Consider the following 23,436-nt stretch of genomic DNA (forward strand, 5'->3'; position numbering starts at 1 on the left):
CATTGACCAAAACCGCATATGCATCCCATTAAAAAATATCTAACGAATCTGTTCGCTAAAAAACGTGTTTTAGGTGATAATCCGTCACTAAACGGGTTGGTGTCTGCAGATACGCTTCTTGCTAATTTGGTTGAAGAGAAAAAAGTCCCAGGTTTGGCAATCACAGTTCTAAAAAAAGGATCGGTTTTTTTTCAAAAAGGATATGGTTTTGCCAATAGGGAAGAGGGAACACGTGTAAATCCGGAAACCTCGGTTTTTAGAATTGCGAGTGTTTCAAAGCCTATTGCCGCCACTGCTTTGGCATATATGGTCAATGAAAAGTTGATTGATTTGGATGCTTTTTTTTATACCTATGTACCGTATTATCCCAAGAAAAAATATGATTTCACTATTCGGCAATTGGCGAGCCATACCGCTGGAATCCGCGGATATCGTGGTATAGAATATGGCCTTAACAAACCATATTCCATAAAGGAAAGTATCGGTATTTTTAAAGACGATGAGCTCCTTTTCGAGCCCGGAACGGATTATCTGTATAACAGTTTTGATTGGGTGCTGATTTCCCTTGCGATGCAAGAAGCAAGTGGAATTGCTTTTGAAGAATATGTGGAGCAGAAGGTATTGAGGCCTTTAAGAATGGACCATACGTTTTGGCCTGTCTTTAACTGCGCTCAGTCTGGCCTAACTGATGAGTTGGGGCAAACGCAAATGGCGTTTGAAGAGGAAAAGGAAACATCAGTTCGGGAACAGTCGAGTTCTGATGGAAATACAGGAGCATCAGTTCAAGCACAGTCGAGTTCTGATGGAAATACAGGAGCATCAGTTCAAGCACAGTCGAGTTCTGATGGATATTCAGGAGCGTCAGTTCGAGCACAGTCGAGTTCTGATGGATATTCAGGAGCGTCAGTTCGAGCACAGTCGAGTTCTGATGGATATTCAGGAGCGTCAGTTCGAGCGCAGTCGAGAACAAGCGATGTGGTCAAGTTTTACTCCAAGAACAAAATAGGTTTTAGGGAAGCTATTCCTGTAGATAATTTTTATAAACTAGCAGGTGGAGGGTTTCTTTCTACAACCAAGGATATTGCTAAATTCGGACAAGCTTATCTAGAAGGTAAGGTATTGAACAAGGAACTTAGAAAGGAGTTTCTATCGGCGCAAAAGGTCAATGGAGCCTCAGTTTATTACGGTTTGGGCTGGCAAGTAAGTGAAGATGCAAAAGGAAGACCTTATTTTGGACATGTGGGCAATGGTGTGGGTGGATATTCCAACTTCTTTGTATATCCGGAGGAAAACATGGTTTTTTCAATATTAACCAATTGCACAGACCCAAAAATTCAGTCCCAACTGGATACAATTATTGATTTACTTATCTCTGCCGATAGTCCAATGGGCTAGATTTTACATTCAATTTTAACCCAAAAACTTAAAGGGTTGATGCATAAGGTTTTCATTCCCTTGGAACATTGTGTTGTGTATGTAAATCCATTAGCTTTATAAAAAAAGCGATGAAAAATTTTAAATCAACTTTATTTGCCCTCGGATGCAGTTTTTTTGCATTGACCATGAGTGCACAGGAAATAACTTCTTTCTCGGGAATATTCGGCCCGGAATTCTATCAGGACAAACAGAAATTGTCCTGGAAAGAAATTAATAAAATAATGTCCGAAAGCCAAGTTGCTCAGGTAAACTGGCAGAAATCAAAGAAACAAATGTTGGGAGGAATGGCCGCTGGAGTTGCTAATTTTGGTACTGCAATTTGGTTTTTGGTGAACGAAAATGATGATAAAAGTGTTACGGCACCTGCAATTGCCTTTGCCGGAACTGGAATTATTGGTTCAATTTTCTTTCATCATGCTATGAAGAATAAAAAGGAAGCTATTCTGAATTATAATGAAAGCGTAGGTAACGGAACTTCTTTCCGTATGGTGCCTGCCGTAAATGAAAATGGAGTAGGACTTGCCTTAAAATTTTAGTTAAGCTGATTTTCTAAAGGTCCGGAATTCAATTTTTTGACTTCCGGATTTTTTTTTGGCTTAATTTGAAGTCAGCTCGGTAAACAAGCTTTCAAGATTTTTGTTCTTTCGGCTTAGTTGAAGCGTTTTTAGTTCGTTGTCATGCGCGAAGTCAAAAACCACGGGGCGCATATCCCTAGAGGTATTAAAAGTGATTTCATAAACGAAACCTCCAGTATTCTTTACAAGGGTAACATTTGGTAATTTGTTTAGAAAAGCTTCTTCAACTCGGTAATCAAATTCCACTTCAATAATCTGTTCGTCTGCATCCCTTAGCTCGCTCAATTTTTTATCGGCAACCAGAACCCCTTTGTTAATTACAAGTACGCGGTCACAAACAGCTTCTACTTCTTTCATGATATGAGTAGAAAGAAGAATCGTTTTTTCTTTTCCTATTTCTTTTATGAGTTTTCTTATTTCTAGAAGTTGGTTCGGGTCAAGGCCTGTAGTGGGCTCATCTAAAACCAGCACTTCTGGGTCGTGCAAAAGGGCTGCAGCCAAGCCCACCCGTTGTCGGTAGCCTTTTGAAAGTTGTCCTATTTTCTTATGGGCTTCCGGTGTTAGGCCAGTTTGCCCAATGACTTCAGGAATTCTTGATTTGTTGGTTTTATAAACATCGGCATTAAATGCCAAGTATTCTTTTACGTACATATCTAAGTATAGCGGATTGTGCTCCGGTAGGTAGCCAATACTTTTTTGAACACTTTTCTTTTCATTTTTTACATCAAAGGAATTGACCTTCGCATCACCTTCATCAGCAGTGTAATAGGTAGTCAATATTTTCATCATGGTAGATTTTCCGGCTCCGTTTGGGCCTAGAAAACCTACTATTTCCCCTTTTTTCAGTTCAAAACTAACATTGTTCAAAGCTTTTTGAGTTCCGAAATTTTTAGTGATATTGCTTACGGTTATTGACATGATACGTTGTTGAAATATGATTCTTTACAAAGAACTATTTGCAAAGCTTTTTTATTGCTTTCTCAAAAATAAGCAATAAAGAGCTATTCACTATTTTAATTAAGACAGTAGGTTGTTGAATTCAAAAAATGATCAAGGTCTGATTGAGAGATACATATAAAACGGAAAAAAAAGTAATCTAAAGGTTTATTTTTAAATTTAATTATTACTTTAGCCGAAGTTTAAGTGTTATGACAAAGCAATTCTTTTTTAACGGTTTTTATTTTTACTTCTTTTTTAAGAGAGGTATGGGACTGTTGTAAAATATTGCATGATATAAACAAATTTAAGTCCCGTGAAAAACGGGACTTTTTTTGTTCAATACCTATTGGGAATTTAATTAAGAAAAGCGTCAGCACGAGTAAGAAAGTAGTTATGAAACTAAAAGTAGCCATTCAGGGAATCAAGGGTTCGAACCATCATCAAGTGGCTCGGGAATATTTTGACGATAATGTTGAAATGGTAGAGTGTATGTCTTTTGATTTTTTGGTAGATCAACTTTTGACAAAAAAGGCGGACGTTGGCGTAATGGCTATTGAGAATTCCATAGCAGGTTCTATAATACCTAATTATGCATTGGTATATCATAAGGATTTACATGTGGTTGGTGAACATTATTTAAATATTCATCATCATTTGATGGTGTTAAAAGGGCAGAAAATTTCTGATATTGAAGAAGTTCGCTCACACCCAATGGCACTGTTGCAGTGCAAAGAGTTTTTTGGTAAGTATCCGCATATAAAATTGGTGGAAGATGTAGATACGGCGGAGACTGCAAAGCGTATTCAAGATCAACAATTAATGAACATTGCGGCAATAGCACCCGAGGTTGCGGCCAGTTTATATGATTTGGACATCGTAGCGGACAACATACAGACCATTCAAAATAATGCAACCCGTTTTATTATTGTAAAGACAAAAAATAAAGAGCTTCCAAAAGCGGAAATAAACAAGGCATCGGTACGGTTTGTAACGGACCATAAACGCGGAAGTCTTGCTGCTGTGCTTAATGTTATGAGTGATTGTAGATTGAATTTAACCAAAATACAATCCTTGCCCATAATAGAGACCCCTTGGAAATATGCCTTTTTTGTGGATGTTACTTTTCCTGATTACATCAATTTTGATAAGGCAAAATCACTGTTGAACATCATGGCGGAGGATTTTAAGGTGTTGGGTGAATATAAAAATGCTAGAATATGATACGAACGGCAAATCGTTTACATACAGTTGAAGAATATTACTTCTCAAAGAAGCTTAGGGAAGTACGTGGTTTGATGGCCGAAGGGAGACCAATTATCAATATGGGTATTGGTAGTCCGGATTTGGCACCATCTGAAGCGATAATTAAAAGCATGCAAGAAGCAGTTTTGGAAGCCGGCGCGCACCAGTATCAAAGTTATCAGGGTTTGCCGGAATTGCGTGAGGCCGTAGCTGATTTTTACAGTCTAAAATTTGGGGTTGTACTAGATGCCTCAAGTGAGATTTTACCATTGATGGGGTCAAAAGAAGGTATCATGCATATAAGTATGGCTTTTTTGAATGAGGGAGATGTAGCTTTGATTCCTAATCCAGGGTATCCCACGTATACTTCGGTTACGAAATTGGTAGGAGCGGAAGCTAAATATTATAACCTAACGGCAGAAAGTGGATGGTTTCCGGATTTGGAAGAACTACAAGAGCATGATCTATCGAAAGTAAAAATCATGTGGACGAGTTATCCGCACATGCCAACAGGAGCAAAGGCTACCAAAGCCCAGTTTGAAAAGTTGATCGCTTTTGCCAAAAAGAATGATATTCTTTTGGTTAACGATAACCCGTACAGTTTTGTACTTAATAATTCTCCATCAAGCATTTTGTCCATAGATGGGGCAAAAGATGTTGCCTTAGAATTGAATTCATTGAGCAAGACCTTTAATATGGCAGGTTGGCGTGTAGGCATGGTCCTAGGTGGTACGGATCATATTAATGCTATCCTTAAAGTGAAGAGCAATATGGATTCAGGAATGTTCTACGGAATCCAAAAAGGAGCCATTGAAGCCCTAAAAAGCGGTCAGGAGTGGTTTGATAAGTTGAATGAGGTATATAGTACTAGAAGGGCATTGATGTATCAATTAGCGGACAAGTTGAATTGTACGTATGATACAGATGCCGTAGGAATGTTCGTTTGGGCCAAACTGCCCGAAGGAAGTAAGTCCGCAGAAGAATTCATAGACGAGGTGTTGTACGATAAGAATCTTTTCATAACACCGGGAACCATTTTTGGAAGTAATGGCGAAGGGTATATTAGATTTTCGCTATGCGTTACGGAGGATAAAATTAAGGAAGCAATTAGTCGGTTTTAGCAGGACCAAGAAGAGTTAATAGAATGAATGTTTTTATAATTGGAGTAGGGTTAATAGGTGGTTCCTTTGCGAAGGACATTAAACGTCTACGTCCAGAATGCAAAATTTACGGAGTAGATACGAGCGATTCACATTTGAGCGAGGCCTTAAGTTTGGGTTTTATTGATGTCGCATCTAGTTACGCTGATCTGCCCATTGCCGATATGGTGATTGTGACTATTCCGGTGGGAGTGATGGTTACGGAGCTTCCAAAGATATTGGATGCCGTTAATGATGATTGCGTAGTTTTTGATGGTGGATCTACCAAGAGTTTAATTTGTAAAACCTTGGATGCCCATCCAAAGCGAAGAAATTATTTGGCAGCACACCCCATTGCAGGTACTGAATTTTCAGGCCCGTCTGCAGCAATAGAAAATTTGTATGCAGGAAAGACCAATATTATCTGTGAAGTTGAGAAGACAGCTTTTAAGCTACAGGAAAGAGCATTAGAGCTTTTTCAACAGATAGGAATGCGCATAAGGTACATGAACCCTGAAGCACATGACAAACACATTGCATACGTGTCGCATTTGTCACATATCAGCGCTTTTATGTTGGGAAAGACCGTAATCGATAAAGAGAAAAATGAACGTGATATTTTTGACATGGCGGGCAGTGGTTTTGAAAGTACGGTTAGGCTAGCAAAGAGTTCTCCGGCCATGTGGACACCCATTTTTGAACAGAATAAAGAGAATGTGGTCGAGACATTGACCGAATATATACAGAACCTTCAGGAGTTTAAACAACTGTTGGAAAAAGGAGATTACACGGGAATTTTTAACGAAATGAACGACACAAATAAAATAAAGGAAATTTTAAACGGAATACCACTAAACAAGAAGTAATGGAGAATTCAAAAGAAATGAGAACATGGTTGGATGATATGGGTTTAGACCATCCACTAGTAATAGCAGGGCCATGTAGTGCTGAAACCGAAGAACAAGTGTTGCGTATTGCTCACGAGTTAAAAGATACCGACGTAAATTACTACCGTGCGGGTATCTGGAAACCAAGAACACGACCAGGAAACTTTGAAGGTGTTGGCGCACTTGGTTTAAAGTGGTTACAAAAGGTAAAGGCGGAAACCGGTTTAAAGACTGCTACAGAGGTAGCGAACCGTGCACACGTTGAGTTAGCGTTGGAACATGATGTAGATTTATTGTGGATCGGTGCACGTTCAACGGTTAGTCCGTTTATCATGCAAGAACTGGCAGATGCCTTAGAAGGTACAGACAAAATTGTATTGGTGAAAAACCCGGTAAACCCGGATCTAGCTTTATGGTTAGGTGGTATTGAGCGTTTGCATACGGCCGGAATCAGAAAATTGGGAGCTATTCATAGAGGTTTCTCTACGTATGAGAAAACAAAGTACAGAAACATTCCAGAATGGCAGTTGGCTATTGAGTTCCAAAACAAGTTCCCAGATTTGCCATTGATCAACGATCCATCTCACATTACAGGTAAGCGTGATATGATTTTTGATGTATCTCAAACGGCACTTGATCTAAACTTTGACGGTTTAATGATCGAGACTCATTATGATCCAGACAATGCATGGAGTGATGCTGCTCAGCAGGTTACACCAGAGAAATTGGTGCAAATCATGAGAGACTTAAAAATCAGGAAAGAATCTGATAGCGAAGCAGAATACAATGCCAAATTGAGCAACTTAAGAGCGCAGATAGATATTCTAGACAATCAGTTGATCGAGACTATGGGTAAGCGTATGAAAGTTTCCGATGGTATTGGCGAGTTGAAAAAACAAAAGAACGTTGCCGTTCTTCAGTCCAACCGTTGGAACCAAATCCTTGGAGCTATGATTCTTGAAGGAGAATCAAAAGGTTTGAGTGAAGAATTTGTTCTTAAAATGTTCAAGGCTATTCACCAAGAGTCCATCAATCACCAAGAGAAGATTGTAAACGCATAATTGTACGTTAGTAGAATAATAAATAACAACACGGCTTGCCTTTTGGTAAGCCGTGTTTTTTTGTTTTAGTCTCTTCGGAAAACGTAACGGGTAATGAAAATACCTTGAGAATCGCTGTCACCGGCATCGGCTTCCACACCACTAGTTACAAAGATAAGTTCCCAACCTTCTTTGAGCATATCCGTAAGTTTTGATGAGATAACCGCATCGTTGGCTGCTATGTTTTGAAAACGGATACCTGCAATATTATAAAAGTTGAGAAGCTTGGTTTCCTCAAAATTCTTTACTCTAATATTGCCTCTTTTTGATTTGTTTCTGCTGTTGTCTTCTTCTGTCTGTTCAGAAGTAAACTCCTCAAAATCTTTATCTTCCTGAGCGTCAATAATTCTAGATCTGCCTAATCCACTGGGTACTATAGATTCTACGCTGGTGATTATTTTTATCTCTTGTGCCGTAACCTCAAAGGTTGTAGCTATTAAAACAACGGTTAGTAATAGTAATTTTTTCATCATTTAATCTTTAGTTTTTTTGTTAAAGACAAGTAAGTGTCTCAAAAGGTTGCATTTATGAGCATAAATTAAGGAAAGAAACGGAATTGGTATTTTGAAAAGAACCTTTAAGACCGTCTGTTTTAAGGTGATAGTATAAAGTAAAGTTGTTTCTTTGTACTGAAATTGAAAATGAATGAAAGGAACTGTATATAAATCTACTGGAAGTTGGTATACCGTGAAAGCGCAAGACGGCGAATTTTACGAATGCCGTATTAAAGGTAAATTTAGAATTCAGGGTATAAAGAGTACGAACCCCATTGCTGTAGGTGACGTAGTGTCTTTTAAAATAGAGCAGCTGGGTGATGATACAGTGGGTACCATACACAGTATTGAAGATCGTAAGAATTATATCATCAGAAAATCGGTCAACCTTTCTAAACAAACGCATATTATTGCGGCCAATTTGGATCAGGTGTTTTTGCTGGTTACTTTAAACAACCCTACTACTTACACCATTTTTATAGATCGATTTTTGGCTACCGCCGAAGCGTATGATATTCCTGCCATTTTATTGTTCAATAAAGTGGATACCTATACAATTGAAGAATTAGCGGAAATAAAATATCTGGCCGAGTTGTACAGAAACGTTGGGTATACCTGTATTGGTATTTCTGCGAAGTCCGGTAAAAATGTGGACAAAGTGAAAGAAATGATGGAGGATAAGACCAGCATGTTTGCAGGGCACTCCGGAGCTGGTAAATCTACGTTGGTCAATGCGCTAGAACCCAAATTAGAATTAAAGACCACCGAAATCTCTGAGCAACATCTTCAAGGGCAGCATACCACTACGTTTGCAGAAATGTTCGATTTAGACTTTGGTGCTCGTATTATTGATACGCCGGGTATTAAAGGCTTTGGAATTGTAGACATGGAAAAGGAGGAAATAGGGGACTATTTTCCTGAGTTCTTTGAATTGAAAGGAGAGTGTAAATTCAACAATTGTCTTCACCTAGACGAGCCTAAATGTGCCGTAAAAGAAGCATTGGAAAATGAAGAAGTAGCATGGAGCCGTTACCGAAGCTATGTACAGATGGTAACTGGAGAAGAAGAGAATTACAGAGTAGATATTCACGACACAAAAAAGTAACCTGCCTACTAGAATAAAAATTAATTGCCAATTCAGCAACCATGCGAGCCATTATTCAAAGAGTCTCTAGTGCCAGTGTAACAGTAGAGAGCAAGACAATTTCAGAAATACAAAACGGACTTTTAATTTTATTGGGCATAGAAGATGCAGATGGCCCGGAAGATATAGAATGGTTATCAAGAAAAATCGTGAACCTTAGAATTTTTAATGATTCCGAAGGAGTCATGAACGAGTCTCTCAAAGCTGTGAACGGAGACGCTATTGTCGTTAGTCAGTTTACCTTGCATGCTGCTACAAAGAAAGGGAATCGACCTTCATATATTAAGGCTTCAAAGCCAGATGTAGCCATTCCTTTGTACGAAAAATTTATCACACAAATTGAACTCGATTTAGGGAAAAATGTAGGAACTGGAGTTTTTGGTGCTGATATGAAGGTGCAATTGTTAAATGATGGTCCGGTTACTATTGCAATAGATACCAAAAACAGGGAATAAGCTCTTCTTGACGATTATTTTCTTGAGTTTGTAAGAAAAATGGGTGTTTTGTTTGAAATTCTTTCAACCAAACACGGCAATGCGATTTTCACTTTTACTCCCCTTGATTTTTATTGGCTTCTTATCATATGCCCAAGAATTAAGTTACACTACTCTTCTGCTCAACAAAACGCTAACCGAGAATGCAAACGCAGTTGTTCGTTTGGATCAGTTAGATGTTGAGATACTTTCTCAACGAGAAATGGTTGTGAAGACCAAACAAGTGGTGACGGTTTTAAACAGGGCGGGCAACCGGCATGCAAGAACCGGATTAGGTTATGATAACTCAAAGAAAATAAAAAGTCTTGATATCATAATTTATGATGCGATGGGTAACGAAATTGAAAAAATAAAAAGGAAGGAGTTTAAGGATGTAAACGCGGCCGATGGCTTTTCTCTTTACAACGATTATCGGCATCTTTATTATGACTACACGCCCATAAGTTATCCTTACACTTTGGTGTTTGAGTATGAATATGAATCCCCGGATACGGGAAGTTTACCATCGTGGTATTTTTTGAGCGGATTTGGTTTGAGTGTAGAAAAGAGTCAATATAGGATAACTTACCCCAATGAATCTCTTAAACCAATCATTCACGAGAAAAATTTAGGGGAAATAGAGTTTGATAAAAAAGAAACTAACAATTCCGTTACCTACACAGCCCATAATATTAAGGCTATGAAGAGGGAAAGTATGAGTCCATCTTTTAAGAAAATATGCCCTCGGTTAATGACTCGGATAAAGAATTTTCATTACAAAGGTTTTGATGCGTCAATAGATAACTGGAAGGACCTAGGGACTTGGGTAAATACAAACCTTTTATCCGGAAGGGATGAGCTATCTCCGGAGACCTCTAAGAAGGTTAAATCATTGGTGACCGGTGTTGAAGATGATCTTGAAAAAGCAAAAATAATTTATAAATATGTTCAGGACAATACCAGATATATTAGTGTGCAAATTGGTATTGGCGGTCTACGGCCTATTGCAGCTATTGAGGTTGATAATGTAAAATATGGAGATTGTAAAGGACTGTCTAACTACACAAAAGCTCTTTTAAAAGAGGTGGGGGTAGATTCTTACTATGTGGTTGTGCAAGCGGGTGGTGATAAAGTTGACTTTGAAGATGATTTTGCAGATTTGGGGCAAGGCAATCATGCAATTTTGGCTATTCCATATAATGACACCTATTATTGGGTGGATGCTACATCGCAAATCATACCGTTTGGTTATACAAGTGGATTTACGGACGATAGGAAAGTATTGGTCGTAAAGCCGGAAGGTGGCGAAATTGTTACTACAACAGCTTATTTAAATGAAGAAAATTATCAATCTATTTCGGCTACGTACGAGTTAAAATCAGATGGGAGTATCTCGGGAACAACCGATATTGAGACTAGAGGAAGTCAATATAATAGGCATTTTCAGTTGAATCATGATACGGATGAGGAGATAGTAAAAGAGTTTAAACGTAGATGGAGCACAATAAATAATCTTACGGTAGCCAACTACAATTTTGACAATAATAAGAATGATGTGGTCTTTAATGAGACCATTGTTTTAAGTGCAACAAATTATGCCTCACTTAGCGGAGATAGAATACTCTTTACGGCAAACGCTTTTAACAATAAAAATGTGGTGCCGGACCGCTACAGGAATAGAAAATTGCCTTTTGAGATTCAACGTGGTTTTTTAGATGAAGACCGATCTATCATAAAACTACCTGAGGGGTACATTGTGGAGGCATTGCCCAAAGCGAAGAAAATTGAGAATGAATTCGGTATATACACCGTTAGTTTTGAGTACTTGCCCGAGGATAATTCCGTGGATTACCAGCGCAGTTTCCTTCTTAAAAAAGGATTATATCCAAAGGAGAAGTATAATGCATACCGTGATTTCAGAAAAGAAGTAGCGAGTATGGACAATGCACAGATTGTTCTCCTTAAAAAATAACCGAACCGCCTTTTACATTAAAACCAATAATATGTTACAGATTCGAACCACTGTTTTTTTAGTACTGTTTGCGATGGCATTTTCTTTAAATGCTCAAAATTTTAAATTCGGGAAAGTCTCTGAAGAAGAGTTAAAAGAAACCCTTAACCCTAATGACTCTTCTGCTGCCGCTACTGTTTTGTATAGGAGCAAAAATGTTAGGTTTATTTATAACCAAGGTGCTGGGTTTAGTATATTGACCGATGTGTTTGAACGAATCAAAATTTATGATAAGTCCGGGTTTGATTATGCTACAATTTCGCAATCCTTATATAAAAGTGATAACGATATTGAATCCATTTCCGGACTAAAAGCATATACCTATAACTTGAAGAACGGAAAAGTTGAAAAAAGCAAGATGGATAAATCTGCTGTTTTTACTACCGAGTTGAGTAAGTACAGAAACCAAGAAAAATTCACACTTCCGAACATTAAAGAGGGCTGTGTCATAGAGTATCAATACAAAGTTACATCCCCGTTCTATTATTCTATAGATGAGATTGCCCTGCAATACGATATTCCTATAAAAAAACAGGAAATTAGTATTGCTACACCTGAATATTTCAATTTTAAAGCAAATATGAAGGGGTATCTGTCTGTAAGCCCAAAGCGTAGTTCAAAATCAGGAAATATAAATTTCACGAATAAAAATAGAAGTGATGGAAATGGAGCTCTTGTTACCTCTACTACATATTCAAACCAAAATATAGATTATACTGTGCATACTGCAGAATATGATATGGTCAATGTGCCAGCCTTAAAAGAGGAGCCTTTTGTGAATGATATAAATAATTACAGAAGCTCGGTTAAATATGAGCTTCAATACATAAAGTTTCCGCAACAGCTGCAGGAAAATTATACGACGACTTGGGAAGCTGTTATCAAAAAAATATACAAAAGTGATGGTTTTGGTCTACAGTTAAAATCCACTAGATATTTTAAAGATGATTTGGATGTCCTAATAGGTAAGACTTCGTCTCCGGCTGAATTGATGAGCGCTATATATTTTCATGTACAGAACCAAATGAATTGGAACAGTATTTACGGCTATTATGCAGATAAGGGGGTGAAGACCGCTTATAAAGAACGCACCGGTAACATAGCGGATATAAACTTGATACTTACTGCTATGCTCCAAGAAGCAGGTCTTGAAGCTAGTCCGGTTTTGGTTAGTACCAGAAGCCATGGGGTGCCTATGTTTCCAACAAGAGAAGGTTTTAACTATGTAATTGCTTCTGTTGATTTAGATGGACAACAGGTATTGTTAGATGCTACAAATAAGTATGCCAGACCAAATCTTTTGCCTACAAGAGTGTTAAACTGGTTTGGTAAAAAAGTTAGGAAAGATGGGTCTTCGGTTTCAATAAATCTTTTGCCTAGCCAACTTTCAGAAGAGAGCGTTCAAATGAATGTTGATTTATATCAAGATGGAAGTTTAAATGGGAAGTTAAGGCATACCAACCGATATTACAATGCCTATTTGTTCCGAAATAAATATGCCAATAGTGATGAAGAGGATTATCTGGAAAAGCTAGAAAATAGAAACAACGGCATGGAAATATCTAACTACCAGATTAAAAATAAAGAGGGTGTAGGTAAGCCCGTGCAAGAAAGCTACGAATTTGTTTTAGATAAACAGGCAGATGTAATTGGTGACAAGATTTACTTTTCACCTTTATTTCATCTCTTGCAAACAGAGAATCCTTTTAAATTGGATGAAAGAAAATATCCTATAGATTTTACTTTTCCTAGAAGAGATAAATATATGATCAACATCTCTATTCCGGATGCTTATAAGGTGATATCTAAACCGGAGGATATGAGCATTGCAATGGCAGATGGTATAGGAAGCTTTCAATATAAAATGCTAGGTGAAGGGCAAAACCTGCAATTAGTTGTAGATCTTAAATTAAACCACGCAGTAATAGGTGCTGAACACTATTCTTATTTAAAAGAATTTTTCAAGAATCTGGTTGAAAAACAAACAGAAAAAGTAGTTTTATCAAAAATTTCTTCCAATGGAACTACAGAAAGCACAGGAAAAGGTAGATAAATGGATAAATGAGCACGGTGTTCGCTACTTTAATGAACTTACCAATATGGCCCAGCTTACTGAAGAAGTAGGTGAGGTGGCCCGTATTATAGCTCGTAGGTATGGTGAGCAAAGTGAAAAGGAGTCCGATAAAAATAAAGACCTTGGAGAAGAATTAGCAGATGTTCTTTTTGTTACCCTTTGCTTGGCGAACCAAACAGGTGTAGATCTGCAAGAAGCTTTTGATAAAAAACTCGATTTGAAAACAAAACGAGATCATGACCGTCATCACAACAATGAAAAGCTGAAATAGTGTTATATTTGGCAACTTAAATTATATCCTGCGAAGTAGGGTAGACGGATGGATTTGAAAGCAAATCTGTCTTATTTAAGAACCTATAAAGAGAACAGCTTTTGAAACTACACCTATCCGCCCCGTCAAATACGCTATTGCAGAACAACATACAGATTACCGGCTCTAAAAGTGAGTCTAATCGGTCCCTTTTGTTGCAGGCATTGTACTCGAATATAAGTATTGAAAATCTCTCTAATTCTGATGATGCAGAGGTGATGCAAAAAGGGCTTAAAATTGAAAACGGAGTAGTGGATATTCATCATGCGGGTACTGCAATGCGTTTTTTAACTAGTTATTTTGCTTCTCAAGAGGGAAAAGAAGTAACTCTTACAGGTTCTCAACGTATGACGGAAAGACCGGTAAAAGTCTTGGTGGAAGCGCTTCAGGAGTTAGGTGCGGAAATAACCTATGAAAAAAATGAAGGGTATCCGCCCATTCGTATCAAGGGTAAAAAGTTAACTGAAAGCAAAGTAAGTCTTCCTGCCAATATCAGTAGTCAGTACATTTCATCACTTTTATTAACGGCTCCTAGTCTTAAGAACGGATTGGAACTGGAGCTTGTTGGGAAAATCACTTCGGTGCCATACATAAAAATGACGCTGGCCCTGTTATCTCAAATAGGAGTTGAGAATTCTTTTGAGGGAAATACCATAAAAGTATCACCTAAGGCAAACGTAGCGAATATTAATTTAGTGGTAGAGTCAGATTGGAGTTCGGCATCCTATTATTACAGTATTGTAGCATTGAGCGATGTAGGTAGTGAAATTACTCTTTCCGCATATAAGAGTTCTAGCTTACAGGGAGATAGTGTGCTTCAGGAATTGTATACGGAGTTTGGGGTTGAAAGTCAATTTGTAGGAAATACAGTAGTTCTTCGTAAAGTTGAAATGCCAAAAAAACAAAAAGTTGAGTTTGATTTAAGTAATGCACCGGATATTGCCCAAACTATAGCGGTAACTTGCTTTGGACTAGGAATGGAGTGTCATTTAACGGGCTTGCATACCCTTAAAATAAAAGAAACCGATCGTTTGGAAGCGCTGCATACAGAACTATCAAAACTTGGAGCTAGTATTTCTGTAACTGATAAAGATTTGACATTAAACGTCTCTAACACTTTGAATGTTGATGTGGCCATAGATACATATAATGACCATAGAATGGCTATGGCTTTTGCTCCTTTGGCTCTGAAAACACCTTTATTTGTGAACGATGCCGAGGTAGTTTCAAAATCCTACCCGGATTTTTGGAGAGACCTTGAGAAATTGGGGTTTATTTCTAAATCAGTATAACTCACTGTATTTTAGTTGTTTGAACTGATGTTTTTAATATTTTGTGTTTGTTAGATTGATTTATTGATAATTACAATAGGGTAAGAATCAATATAATCACCGTTTTACTTGACAACCCCTATCTGCACATCGTATATTTGCAACCGCAAAACTTTTAACAAAATTTCATAGATGAAACTATCGCACTTCAATTTTGAATTACCTGATAATTTATTGGCCGAGTATCCTGCTGAAAATAGGGATGAGTCCAAGTTAATGGTTATTCACCGTGAAACCGGAAAAATAGAACATAAAATGTTCAAAGACCTTATCAACTATTTTGATGAAGGCGATGTAATGGTTTTGAACAATACCAAAGTTTTTCCTGCGCGTTTATATGGTAATAAGGAAAAAACAGGTGCAAGAATCGAGGTATTCTTATTAAGGGAATTAAATGAAGAACAACGCCTATGGGATGTTCTTGTTGATCCAGCCCGTAAAATACGTATCGGTAATAAATTATATTTCGGCGAAGATGAGACTTTAGTAGCGGAAGTTATTGATAACACTACATCTAGAGGTAGAACATTGCGTTTTCTTTATGATGGTTCGTATATCGATTTCAGAAGAAAACTTCGTGATTTAGGTCAGACTCCATTGCCAAAGTACATAAAGAGGGATGTAGAGCCAGAAGATGAAGAGCGCTACCAGACTATTTATGCAAAACATGAAGGAGCTGTTGCTGCACCAACTGCAGGTCTTCACTTTTCAAAACACCTATTGAAGCGTCTTGAAATCAAAGGTGTTGATTTTGCTGAAGTTACCCTTCACGTAGGTTTAGGAACTTTTAATCCAGTTGAGGTTGAAGATTTGTCCAAGCACAAAATGGACAGCGAAGAGCTTGTCATTGATGAGCGAGCTACAGAGGTAGTAAACAATGCTAAACTGAATAAAAAACGTATTTGCGCTGTAGGTACTACAGTAATGCGCGGACTTGAAAGTGCTGTTTCCTCAGATCATACTTTGAACACTTTTGATGGATGGACAAATAAGTTTATCTTTCCTCCGTACGATTTTAGTATCGCCAACTGTATGGTGACGAATTTTCACTTGCCAAAATCTACTTTGTTGATGATGGTATCTGCATTTATTGGTCATGATTTAATGAAAAAATCATACAAAGAAGCCATCTTAGAACAGTACAAGTTCTACTCTTATGGTGATGCAATGTTAGTAATATAATTTTTGCCTAACTGGCAAAAGCATAATCTTTTAAGCCCTTCTTTCTATTATATAATACGTAAAGAAGGGTTTTTAGCTTTTTAAATGTGAAGACACAAAAAAAAGACATACGGGCACTTACCAAAGATCAATTGAGAGAATTCTTTGTTTCCAATGGAGATAAAGCTTTTCGGGGCAATCAGGTGTATGAATGGCTTTGGCAGAAGGCGGCACATTCTTTTGAAGGAATGACCAATATCTCAAAGGAAACGAGAGATATGCTAGAAGCCAATTTTGTGATCAATCATATTAAGGTAGACCAAATGCAGCGTAGTAATGACGGTACCATTAAAAATGCCGTACGTCTGCATGATGATTTGGTGGTAGAATCTGTACTTATACCAACTAAAACCAGGACCACGGCTTGTGTGTCAAGTCAAGTGGGTTGTAGCTTGGATTGTCGTTTTTGTGCTACATCACGTTTAAAAAGAATGCGCAACTTAAATCCTGATGAAATTTATGATCAGGTGGTAGCTATTGACAACGAGAGTCGTTTGTACTTTGAAAAACCGTTGAGCAATATTGTATTTATGGGTATGGGAGAGCCGCTCATGAACTATAACAACGTATTAAAAGCTATTGATAAAATCACCTCTCCAGAAGGTTTGGGGATGTCTCCTAAGCGTATTACGGTATCAACCTCTGGTGTGCCCAAGATGATACGTAAAATGGCAGATGATGAGGTGAAATTCAAGTTGGCGGTTTCCTTACATTCCGCAATTGATGAGATCCGTACTTCTATCATGCCGTTTAATGCCACTTTTACGCTTACTGATTTACGGGAAGCGCTAGAGTATTGGTATGCCAAAACCAAAAGTAGAATTACCTATGAATATGTGGTTTGGCAGGGGATTAATGATTCTCAGAAAGATGTGGACGCTTTGGTGAATTTCTGCAAATTTGCACCTTCCAAAGTAAACCTAATCGAATACAACCCTATAGATGATGGGGAGTTTCAGCAGGCAGCAAATAGTGCTATAGACATGTACGTGAATACATTGGAAAGAAATGGCATTGTAGTTACGGTAAGAAGGTCTAGAGGTAAGGATATAGATGCAGCTTGTGGCCAGTTGGCCAATAAACAATAGGAAAGCCAAGGTTTTTTGGTTAATTGTATGTTGTAATTTGTCCGTATTTTCTACATGGAGATTCGGTTCTAGGTGTATCTTTTAGACTTTTTGTGATTACTGGTCCAACCATACGTTTTACTCGTTTCTTTTTCCCTAAATTTATACGCTAAAGCAAGTAGCAAGAAAAACTCGTTTTTTTGAAAATAGTAGCGCAAATAAAAGAGCCCGTAAACCACGAAATGGAACTTTTCGAAACGAAGTTTCGTGAGGCAATGTCTTCAAAAGTGGCGCTATTGAACCGTATAACCTATTATATTGTTAACCGTAAAGGGAAGCAAATGCGACCCATGTTCGTGTTTCTTACGGCTAAAATGCTTAACAATGGAGAGGTTAACGAGCGTACCTATAGAGGCGCATCGGTTATAGAGTTGATACATACGGCCACTTTGGTACATGATGATGTTGTGGATGAAAGCAACAAGCGCAGAGGTTTTTTCTCCATCAATGCACTTTGGAAAAATAAGATTGCAGTTTTGGTAGGCGATTACCTTTTGTCAAAAGGTCTCTTGTTGTCCATAGATAATGAAGATTTTGACTTGTTGAAGATTATTTCGGTCGCCGTACGTGAAATGAGTGAAGGAGAGCTTTTGCAGATTGAAAAAGCAAGACGGTTAGATATCACCGAAGTGGTATACTATAATATTATCCGTCAAAAAACGGCAACACTAATTGCGGCATGTTGTAGTTTGGGGGCCTGTTCCGTGCAACCGGAATCAACAGATGTTGAAACGTTTCGTAAGTTCGGCGAGCTTTGTGGCATGGCTTTTCAAATAAAAGATGACCTGTTTGATTATGGTGAGGATAAAATAGGAAAACCTACAGGAATTGATATTAAAGAGCAAAAAATGACCTTACCTTTAATTCATACCCTTAATACCTGTTCAAAAAAAGATAAGAAGTGGCTCATCAATTCCGTAAAGAATCATAACAAGGATAAGAAGCGGGTTAAAGAGGTAATTGCTTTTGTGAGGGCTAATGGTGGATTGGATTATGCCGTGGAAAAGATGTTACACTTTAAAGGGGAAGCACTGAAAATATTGTCCACATACCCTGAGTCCGAATACAGGGATTCTCTGGAATTGATGGTGAATTATGTAGTGGATCGTAAAAAATAGCCTTTATCTAAATAAGAGAAAACCTCTGTAGTATTACCATGAAACTGGGAATCCTACAGAGGTTTTTATTTGGAAAAAGATGCGTTCTTACAATAATTCAAAGGAAACGGAAACAAAATATGTTCTCTCTTTTTGAGTGTTCCCATAGTACATGGATTCTGTTATTTTCTCTGAATTGGTATCACTAATATAAATAGCCTTACCTATTTTGCGTCCAATTTTATCTGCTATAGCTTTTGCTTTGGCCTGGGCGTTATCAAAAGCAAGTTTTGCATAGTCGGCCATCTGTTTGTCGCTTAATTTCGCGTCAAGAGTAGTGTCTGAACGGGTAACGCCAATAGCTTTTACATTAAGGAATTTTTGCATCTCTTCAAGAGATTTTGTTGTAAACTCAAACACAGTGCCTTCTTTTTCATACCCCAAAAGAGAATAGTATAACGGTCTTTCTTTAAGCAGGTCCATATCTATACCGGCTTTTTGCAATTTTTCGCGGTAACCAGATTTTATTTCGTCAAGGCTCATAGTTTGAGCATCATAGTATACATTGGTTAGACTCACGATCATTTTACTTGAATACTCAGGTGTAATACTATATTCGTAAGAACCATTAACGTTAATGTTATTTTGAAAATTGTTTTGTGCAAAAGCCATAAATGAGAAGGCTATTAGGGTAATACTTGTTATTAATTTTTTCATGATATTATATTTAAGGTGTAGATGTTTTGAAAGGATAACGACTTTTGTTTGTGAAAACTTATACGACTGAGAATAAAAATGATGCTGCAATCATCCAACTACCTATTACTATCCCCAAAATTCCCAGTTTACCCTGTTTAGGTGCGATTTTAGCCCGTAATTCTTCGGCTCTGACACGTGCTGCTTGGCTATTGGAAAGGAACAATTTGTTTATTAAGCCTGACCCTAACATAAAACCCAATCCTGCTGAAACTATATTTCCGGCCAAAAAGGTAACCCACCAAATAGGGGAGGTGGTTAACCAGCCTAGATTTAGAATGGCCGTAATAATTCCCCACACGCCCCAGAAGCAGAATAGGATTCCGATCCAACCTTGGTAGGGTTCTATTTTTTCTAAAAGTTCTTCGGCATTTGGTTTTTTTGATAATAACAAAGACGGTACGGCTACAATGCTCAATAATACTAATGCAATTCCCCAGATCATAATTTTGTTTTTTAGGTTTGTATAAGGGTTAAAAATCTATGAGGCAAAGTTGAGGTAATGTGCCATATTAGAATTCCCTTGTAGTAGCTAAAATAGTATCCCTGAAAACAGGGTAAAGGTAAATCTCTTGGATTGTTCAGTTATTATTATTCGCTTTATAGAGCGTATATTACTACGGATAGAGCTATAAATAGCAGAGTGCAAATGTTATTTTCAGGAAAAATTTAAGAATATGAAAAAAACAGTACTACTCATATTAGTTGGTCTTACCTTTATGGCATGTAAGGAAACAAAAAATGTTTCAAAAGAAGAAAAAGAAGAATTGGCCAATAGCGGTTCTACTACCGTTGAAACGGCCATAGGTCCTTTAGAACTTGTAGCGCCTTTTTCATCTAAATCGGTTACCAAGGAAAGCAAAATAATAGATTGGCCCAAGGGTAAGACTCCAATAGCTCCAGATGGCTTTGACGTGTCTCGGTTTGCAGATGGACTAAAGCATCCTAGATGGACGTACATTGCGCCTAATAAAGACATATTTGTGGCGGAATCGGATACGAAAAATAGTGCGAATCAAATTACACTACTTAGAGATTCCGATCAAGATGGCACGGTTGACGAGCGCCATATTTTTAAGGAGGGATTAAACCAGAACTTTGGAATGTTGGTTATAGATGATTTTTTCTATGTAGCCAATACAGATGGATTATATCGTTACCCATACAAAGCAGGTCAGGAGAAATTAGAGGGTGATGGTGAAAAAATTGTAGAGCTATCGGCAAGTGGTTACAATAATCATTGGACACGAAATATTATCACGAACCGAGACCGCAATAAAATTTATATCTCCGTTGGCTCTGCAAGTAATGTGGGCGAACAAGGAATGGAAAAGGAAGAACGCCGTGCTAATATTCTGGAGGTAAATTTAGACGGAACAGGAGAAATTATATATGCAGCTGGCTTAAGAAACCCGGTTGGTATGGACTGGAACCCGGTTACGGGAGAGTTGTGGACTGCCGTAAACGAACGTGATAAAATTGGGAACAATCTAGTGCCCGATTATATTACAAGTGTAGAAAAGGGCGGTTGGTACGGTTGGCCATATAGCTATTATGGTAGTGTTAAAGACCCACGTTGGGAAGATGACCCGCACCAAAATATGGTAGATAAAGCTATTGTTCCAGATGTGCCGGTCGGGAACCATACTGCTTCTTTAGGGCTGACTTTTTACGGAGCGGACCAATTCCCTTCAAAATATAAGAACGGAGCTTTTGTGGGTCAGCACGGTTCATGGAATAGGGCGGTTTTTTCTGGCTATAAAGTAATTTTTGTACCATTTGTAGATGGTAAACCACAACCACCAGAAGATTTTTTGAGTGGTTTTATAGCGGACGAAGAAGCGAGTGAGGTGTATGGAAGACCTGTATGCGTGGCAGTTGCAACAGATGGTTCGCTTCTGGTTAATGATGATGACGGTGGGATTATATGGCGAATTGCAGCCAAATAAATAAATCCTAATTTTTAAATGAAAAATAGTGTCTTATCTTTAGACACTATTTTTATTTTTCTACTATTTTGATTTCAAAAACAACAATTGATAAAGTCTACGAAACTGCCCGTTTAGAGGAGGTTATCGGAGATTTTGTGCAACTCAAAAAATCAGGTTCTAACTTTAAGGGGCTTAGTCCGTTTTCAGATGAGCGTACACCTAGTTTTATGGTGTCTCCCGTAAAACAGATTTGGAAGGATTTTAGTAGTGGAAAAGGAGGTAACGTGGTCGCGTTTTTAATGGAACACGAACACTTCACCTATCCTGAAGCCATAAAATACTTGGCTAAAAAATATAATATTGAAATAGAGGAGACCGAGCGTACCGATGAACAGAAGCAAGAAGCCAATGAGCGCGAAAGCATGTATTTGGTTTCGGAATTCGCTCAGAAACATTTTGCCCATATGTTATGGGATACCGAATTGGGTAAGGCCATTGGTCTCAGTTATTTTAAGGAAAGAGGTTTTACAGAAGAAACGATAAAGAAATTCAACCTAGGGTATTGTCTTGATCAGTGGGATGGATTTACAAAAGCTGCTTTTGAGGAAGGGTACAAGTTAAAGTACCTAGAACAAACAGGCCTAACCATAGTAAAAGAAGATGCGCAAAATCCTAACAGCCCTAAAACATTTGATCGGTTTAAAGGAAGGGTAATGTTTCCTATTCACTCTATGAGCGGTAGAGTGCTTGGTTTTGGAGGGCGTATTTTGGGTAATGACAAAAAAGCTGCTAAGTATCTGAACTCCCCGGAAAGTGATATTTATCATAAGAGTAAAGTGCTTTATGGCATTTATCATGCTAAACAAGCAATAGCTAAGGAGGATAATTGTTATTTGGTAGAAGGGTATACAGATGTTATTCAGTTTTATCAAAGAGGAATTCACAATGTAGTTTCGTCAAGTGGTACGGCACTAACACCGGAGCAAATTAGATTAATTAACCGGCTGACTAAAAATATCACCGTTCTTTTTGATGGTGATGCGGCAGGATTAAGAGCTTCTCTTCGTGGAATTGATTTGATCTTGGAACAGGGTATGAACGTGAAAGTCTGCACTTTCCCTGAAGGAGAGGACCCTGATAGTTTTTCAAAAAATAATGCGCTAGAAGATGTACAGGAGTATTTAGAAGAGAAATCACAGGATTTTATTCAGTTTAAAGCTGGTTTGTTGGCTCAAGAAGCGGCCAATGATCCAATAAAAAGAGCGGATACGGTTCGTGATATTGTACAGAGTATATCCAAGATACCTGATGCTATTAAGCGAGAAATCTACATTCAGGAGTGTGCTAACATCATGAAGGTCTCAGAAGGTGTATTGTTTACGACCTTGGCTCAAATGGGTAAAAAAGGGGCTACAGATGTTTTAAAAAAGCAACAACCGGAGCAGAAGGCGTTTGATGTTGTCAAGAATGAAGTACCGCAAGAAAAGGTAGATGTACAGTATTTGTTAGAGCGAAAAATTATTGAACTTTTGCTGTTGTACGGAAGTGAAAAAGAAGAGTTTGAAGATTTGGTACTCAAGGAAAGTGAAGCTGGTGATTTGGTTTTGGAGCCTGAATCTATTGAGGCCAAGGTTTATGAAAAGATTTTTTTAGACTTACAGGACGATGAGATTGAATTGGCAAATGAACAATTCCGCCAAATTTATTATAAGCTTATTGAAGCGTTGAACCAAGAAGAGGATTTTACAATTAGTACATTTTTGAGCACCTTGGATCAGCAGTTGGTTTCAGAAATATCTTCTATTCTAATGGAGGAAGAAAAATACGTTTTGCATAGTTGGGAAAGAAAGGATATCTATCCCAAAGAAAAGAAAGTTGGTGTAGCGCAATTGGTTAGTGAGACTATTTTAACATTACGCTGTTTCTTAATAAAAAAGCGGATGACGGCTTTACAAGATAATACAAAAGAAAGTCAGCAAGACCACAGGGAGACTCTAGAGGAAATTATGAATTATTTACAGCTCAACAAACTGCTCAACAAAAAGCTGAACCGTGTTTTTTCTTAACATCCGCTAGGTAAACCGTAAATTTTGGGCATAAAAAAACCCTAACGAAAACATCAGGGTCTGTACGTGTTACGAATGTAAA

21 protein-coding genes are annotated in these 23,436 nt (G+C 37.9%); 17 read left to right on the forward strand and 4 right to left on the reverse strand.

The features are described 5' to 3' along the window. Positions 1–18: 18 nt before the first annotated feature. Positions 19–1,395 (forward strand): serine hydrolase domain-containing protein, encoded by a 1,377-nt coding sequence (locus P0077_RS12775; RefSeq protein WP_276165620.1) that lies wholly within the window; start codon positions 19–21, stop codon positions 1,393–1,395. Between the two features lie 110 nt (positions 1,396–1,505). Then, entirely contained in the window at positions 1,506–1,973 is a 468-nt protein-coding gene (locus P0077_RS12780; protein ID WP_276165621.1) for a hypothetical protein, read from the forward strand. A 60-nt stretch (positions 1,974–2,033) separates the two neighbouring features. Here P0077_RS12780 and gldA read toward each other — a convergent pair whose 3' ends face one another. Continuing rightward, entirely contained in the window at positions 2,034–2,930 is an 897-nt protein-coding gene (gene gldA / locus P0077_RS12785; RefSeq protein ID WP_276165622.1) for a gliding motility-associated ABC transporter ATP-binding subunit GldA, read from the reverse strand. 414 nt (positions 2,931–3,344) lie between these two features. Between gldA and P0077_RS12790 the strand changes: the two genes are divergently transcribed. Genes P0077_RS12790 through P0077_RS12805 form a run of 4 tightly spaced genes read left to right on the forward strand, consistent with a single transcriptional unit; the run spans position 3,345 to position 7,280 of the window. Further along, positions 3,345–4,172, forward strand: coding sequence for a prephenate dehydratase (locus P0077_RS12790; RefSeq protein ID WP_276165623.1), 828 nt, complete (start codon positions 3,345–3,347; stop codon positions 4,170–4,172). Then, positions 4,169–5,314, forward strand: coding sequence for a pyridoxal phosphate-dependent aminotransferase (locus tag P0077_RS12795; RefSeq protein WP_276165624.1), 1,146 nt, complete (start codon positions 4,169–4,171; stop codon positions 5,312–5,314). The genes P0077_RS12790 and P0077_RS12795 overlap by 4 nt, the downstream gene beginning before the upstream one ends. Positions 5,315–5,337: 23 nt before the next feature. After that, a complete protein-coding gene (locus P0077_RS12800; protein ID WP_276165625.1) occupies positions 5,338–6,198 on the forward strand; it encodes a prephenate dehydrogenase in 861 nt (286 codons plus the stop codon). Further along, on the forward strand, positions 6,198–7,280 hold the full coding sequence (locus tag P0077_RS12805) for a bifunctional 3-deoxy-7-phosphoheptulonate synthase/chorismate mutase type II (protein WP_276165626.1): 1,083 nt from the start codon (positions 6,198–6,200) through the stop codon (positions 7,278–7,280). Before P0077_RS12800 ends, P0077_RS12805 begins: the two co-directional genes overlap by 1 nt. 65 nt (positions 7,281–7,345) lie before the next feature. Here the strand turns inward: P0077_RS12805 and P0077_RS12810 are convergent, their stop codons facing one another. Next, positions 7,346–7,789 (reverse strand): hypothetical protein, encoded by a 444-nt coding sequence (locus P0077_RS12810; RefSeq protein WP_276169201.1) that lies wholly within the window; start codon positions 7,787–7,789, stop codon positions 7,346–7,348. 175 nt (positions 7,790–7,964) lie between these two features. Here P0077_RS12810 and rsgA point away from each other — a divergent pair, with 175 nt between their 5' ends. The 9 genes from rsgA to P0077_RS12855 all read left to right on the forward strand — a co-directional run bounded on the left by rsgA (position 7,965) and on the right by P0077_RS12855 (position 18,622). Then, positions 7,965–8,918 carry a ribosome small subunit-dependent GTPase A gene (gene rsgA, locus P0077_RS12815; RefSeq protein ID WP_276165627.1) on the forward strand — a complete coding sequence of 318 codons (954 nt, stop codon included), beginning with the start codon at positions 7,965–7,967 and terminating at the stop codon, positions 8,916–8,918. A 41-nt stretch (positions 8,919–8,959) separates the two neighbouring features. Further along, positions 8,960–9,412: a D-aminoacyl-tRNA deacylase gene (dtd, locus tag P0077_RS12820; protein ID WP_194529739.1), complete on the forward strand. Its 453-nt coding sequence runs from the start codon at positions 8,960–8,962 to the stop codon at positions 9,410–9,412. Between the two features lie 79 nt (positions 9,413–9,491). Then, positions 9,492–11,402, forward strand: coding sequence for a DUF3858 domain-containing protein (locus P0077_RS12825; protein ID WP_276165628.1), 1,911 nt, complete (start codon positions 9,492–9,494; stop codon positions 11,400–11,402). A 31-nt stretch (positions 11,403–11,433) separates the two neighbouring features. Continuing rightward, a complete protein-coding gene (locus P0077_RS12830; RefSeq protein WP_276165629.1) occupies positions 11,434–13,494 on the forward strand; it encodes a DUF3858 domain-containing protein in 2,061 nt (686 codons plus the stop codon). After that, positions 13,460–13,786: a nucleotide pyrophosphohydrolase gene (locus P0077_RS12835; protein ID WP_276165630.1), complete on the forward strand. Its 327-nt coding sequence runs from the start codon at positions 13,460–13,462 to the stop codon at positions 13,784–13,786. The genes P0077_RS12830 and P0077_RS12835 overlap by 35 nt, the downstream gene beginning before the upstream one ends. A gap of 101 nt (positions 13,787–13,887) precedes the next feature. Beyond that, positions 13,888–15,117 carry a 3-phosphoshikimate 1-carboxyvinyltransferase gene (locus P0077_RS12840; protein ID WP_276165631.1) on the forward strand — a complete coding sequence of 410 codons (1,230 nt, stop codon included), beginning with the start codon at positions 13,888–13,890 and terminating at the stop codon, positions 15,115–15,117. Between the two features lie 171 nt (positions 15,118–15,288). Further along, a complete protein-coding gene (queA, locus tag P0077_RS12845; protein ID WP_276165632.1) occupies positions 15,289–16,338 on the forward strand; it encodes a tRNA preQ1(34) S-adenosylmethionine ribosyltransferase-isomerase QueA in 1,050 nt (349 codons plus the stop codon). Positions 16,339–16,424: 86 nt separating this feature from the next. Continuing rightward, complete coding sequence (gene rlmN, locus P0077_RS12850) at positions 16,425–17,465, forward strand: dual-specificity RNA methyltransferase RlmN (RefSeq protein ID WP_276165633.1); 1,041 nt, start codon at positions 16,425–16,427, stop codon at positions 17,463–17,465. Between the two features lie 179 nt (positions 17,466–17,644). Next, positions 17,645–18,622 (forward strand): polyprenyl synthetase family protein, encoded by a 978-nt coding sequence (locus tag P0077_RS12855; protein WP_276165634.1) that lies wholly within the window; start codon positions 17,645–17,647, stop codon positions 18,620–18,622. An 87-nt stretch (positions 18,623–18,709) separates the two neighbouring features. On the opposite strand, the gene P0077_RS12860 is transcribed toward P0077_RS12855, so the two are convergent. Further along, on the reverse strand, positions 18,710–19,318 hold the full coding sequence (locus P0077_RS12860; RefSeq protein ID WP_276165635.1) for an SIMPL domain-containing protein: 609 nt from the start codon (positions 19,316–19,318) through the stop codon (positions 18,710–18,712). A 58-nt stretch (positions 19,319–19,376) separates the two neighbouring features. Further along, positions 19,377–19,802: a hypothetical protein gene (locus P0077_RS12865; protein WP_276165636.1), complete on the reverse strand. Its 426-nt coding sequence runs from the start codon at positions 19,800–19,802 to the stop codon at positions 19,377–19,379. A gap of 232 nt (positions 19,803–20,034) precedes the next feature. Here P0077_RS12865 and P0077_RS12870 point away from each other — a divergent pair, with 232 nt between their 5' ends. Then, complete coding sequence (locus P0077_RS12870) at positions 20,035–21,306, forward strand: PQQ-dependent sugar dehydrogenase (protein WP_276165637.1); 1,272 nt, start codon at positions 20,035–20,037, stop codon at positions 21,304–21,306. A 68-nt stretch (positions 21,307–21,374) separates the two neighbouring features. Next, positions 21,375–23,354, forward strand: a complete 1,980-nt coding sequence (gene dnaG / locus P0077_RS12875; protein ID WP_276165638.1) for a DNA primase — start codon at positions 21,375–21,377, stop codon at positions 23,352–23,354. The last annotated feature ends 82 nt before the right edge of the window (positions 23,355–23,436 follow it).

Origin of the sequence: Zobellia alginiliquefaciens, assembly GCF_029323795.1 — a bacterium.
Taxonomy (GTDB): domain Bacteria; phylum Bacteroidota; class Bacteroidia; order Flavobacteriales; family Flavobacteriaceae; genus Zobellia; species Zobellia alginiliquefaciens.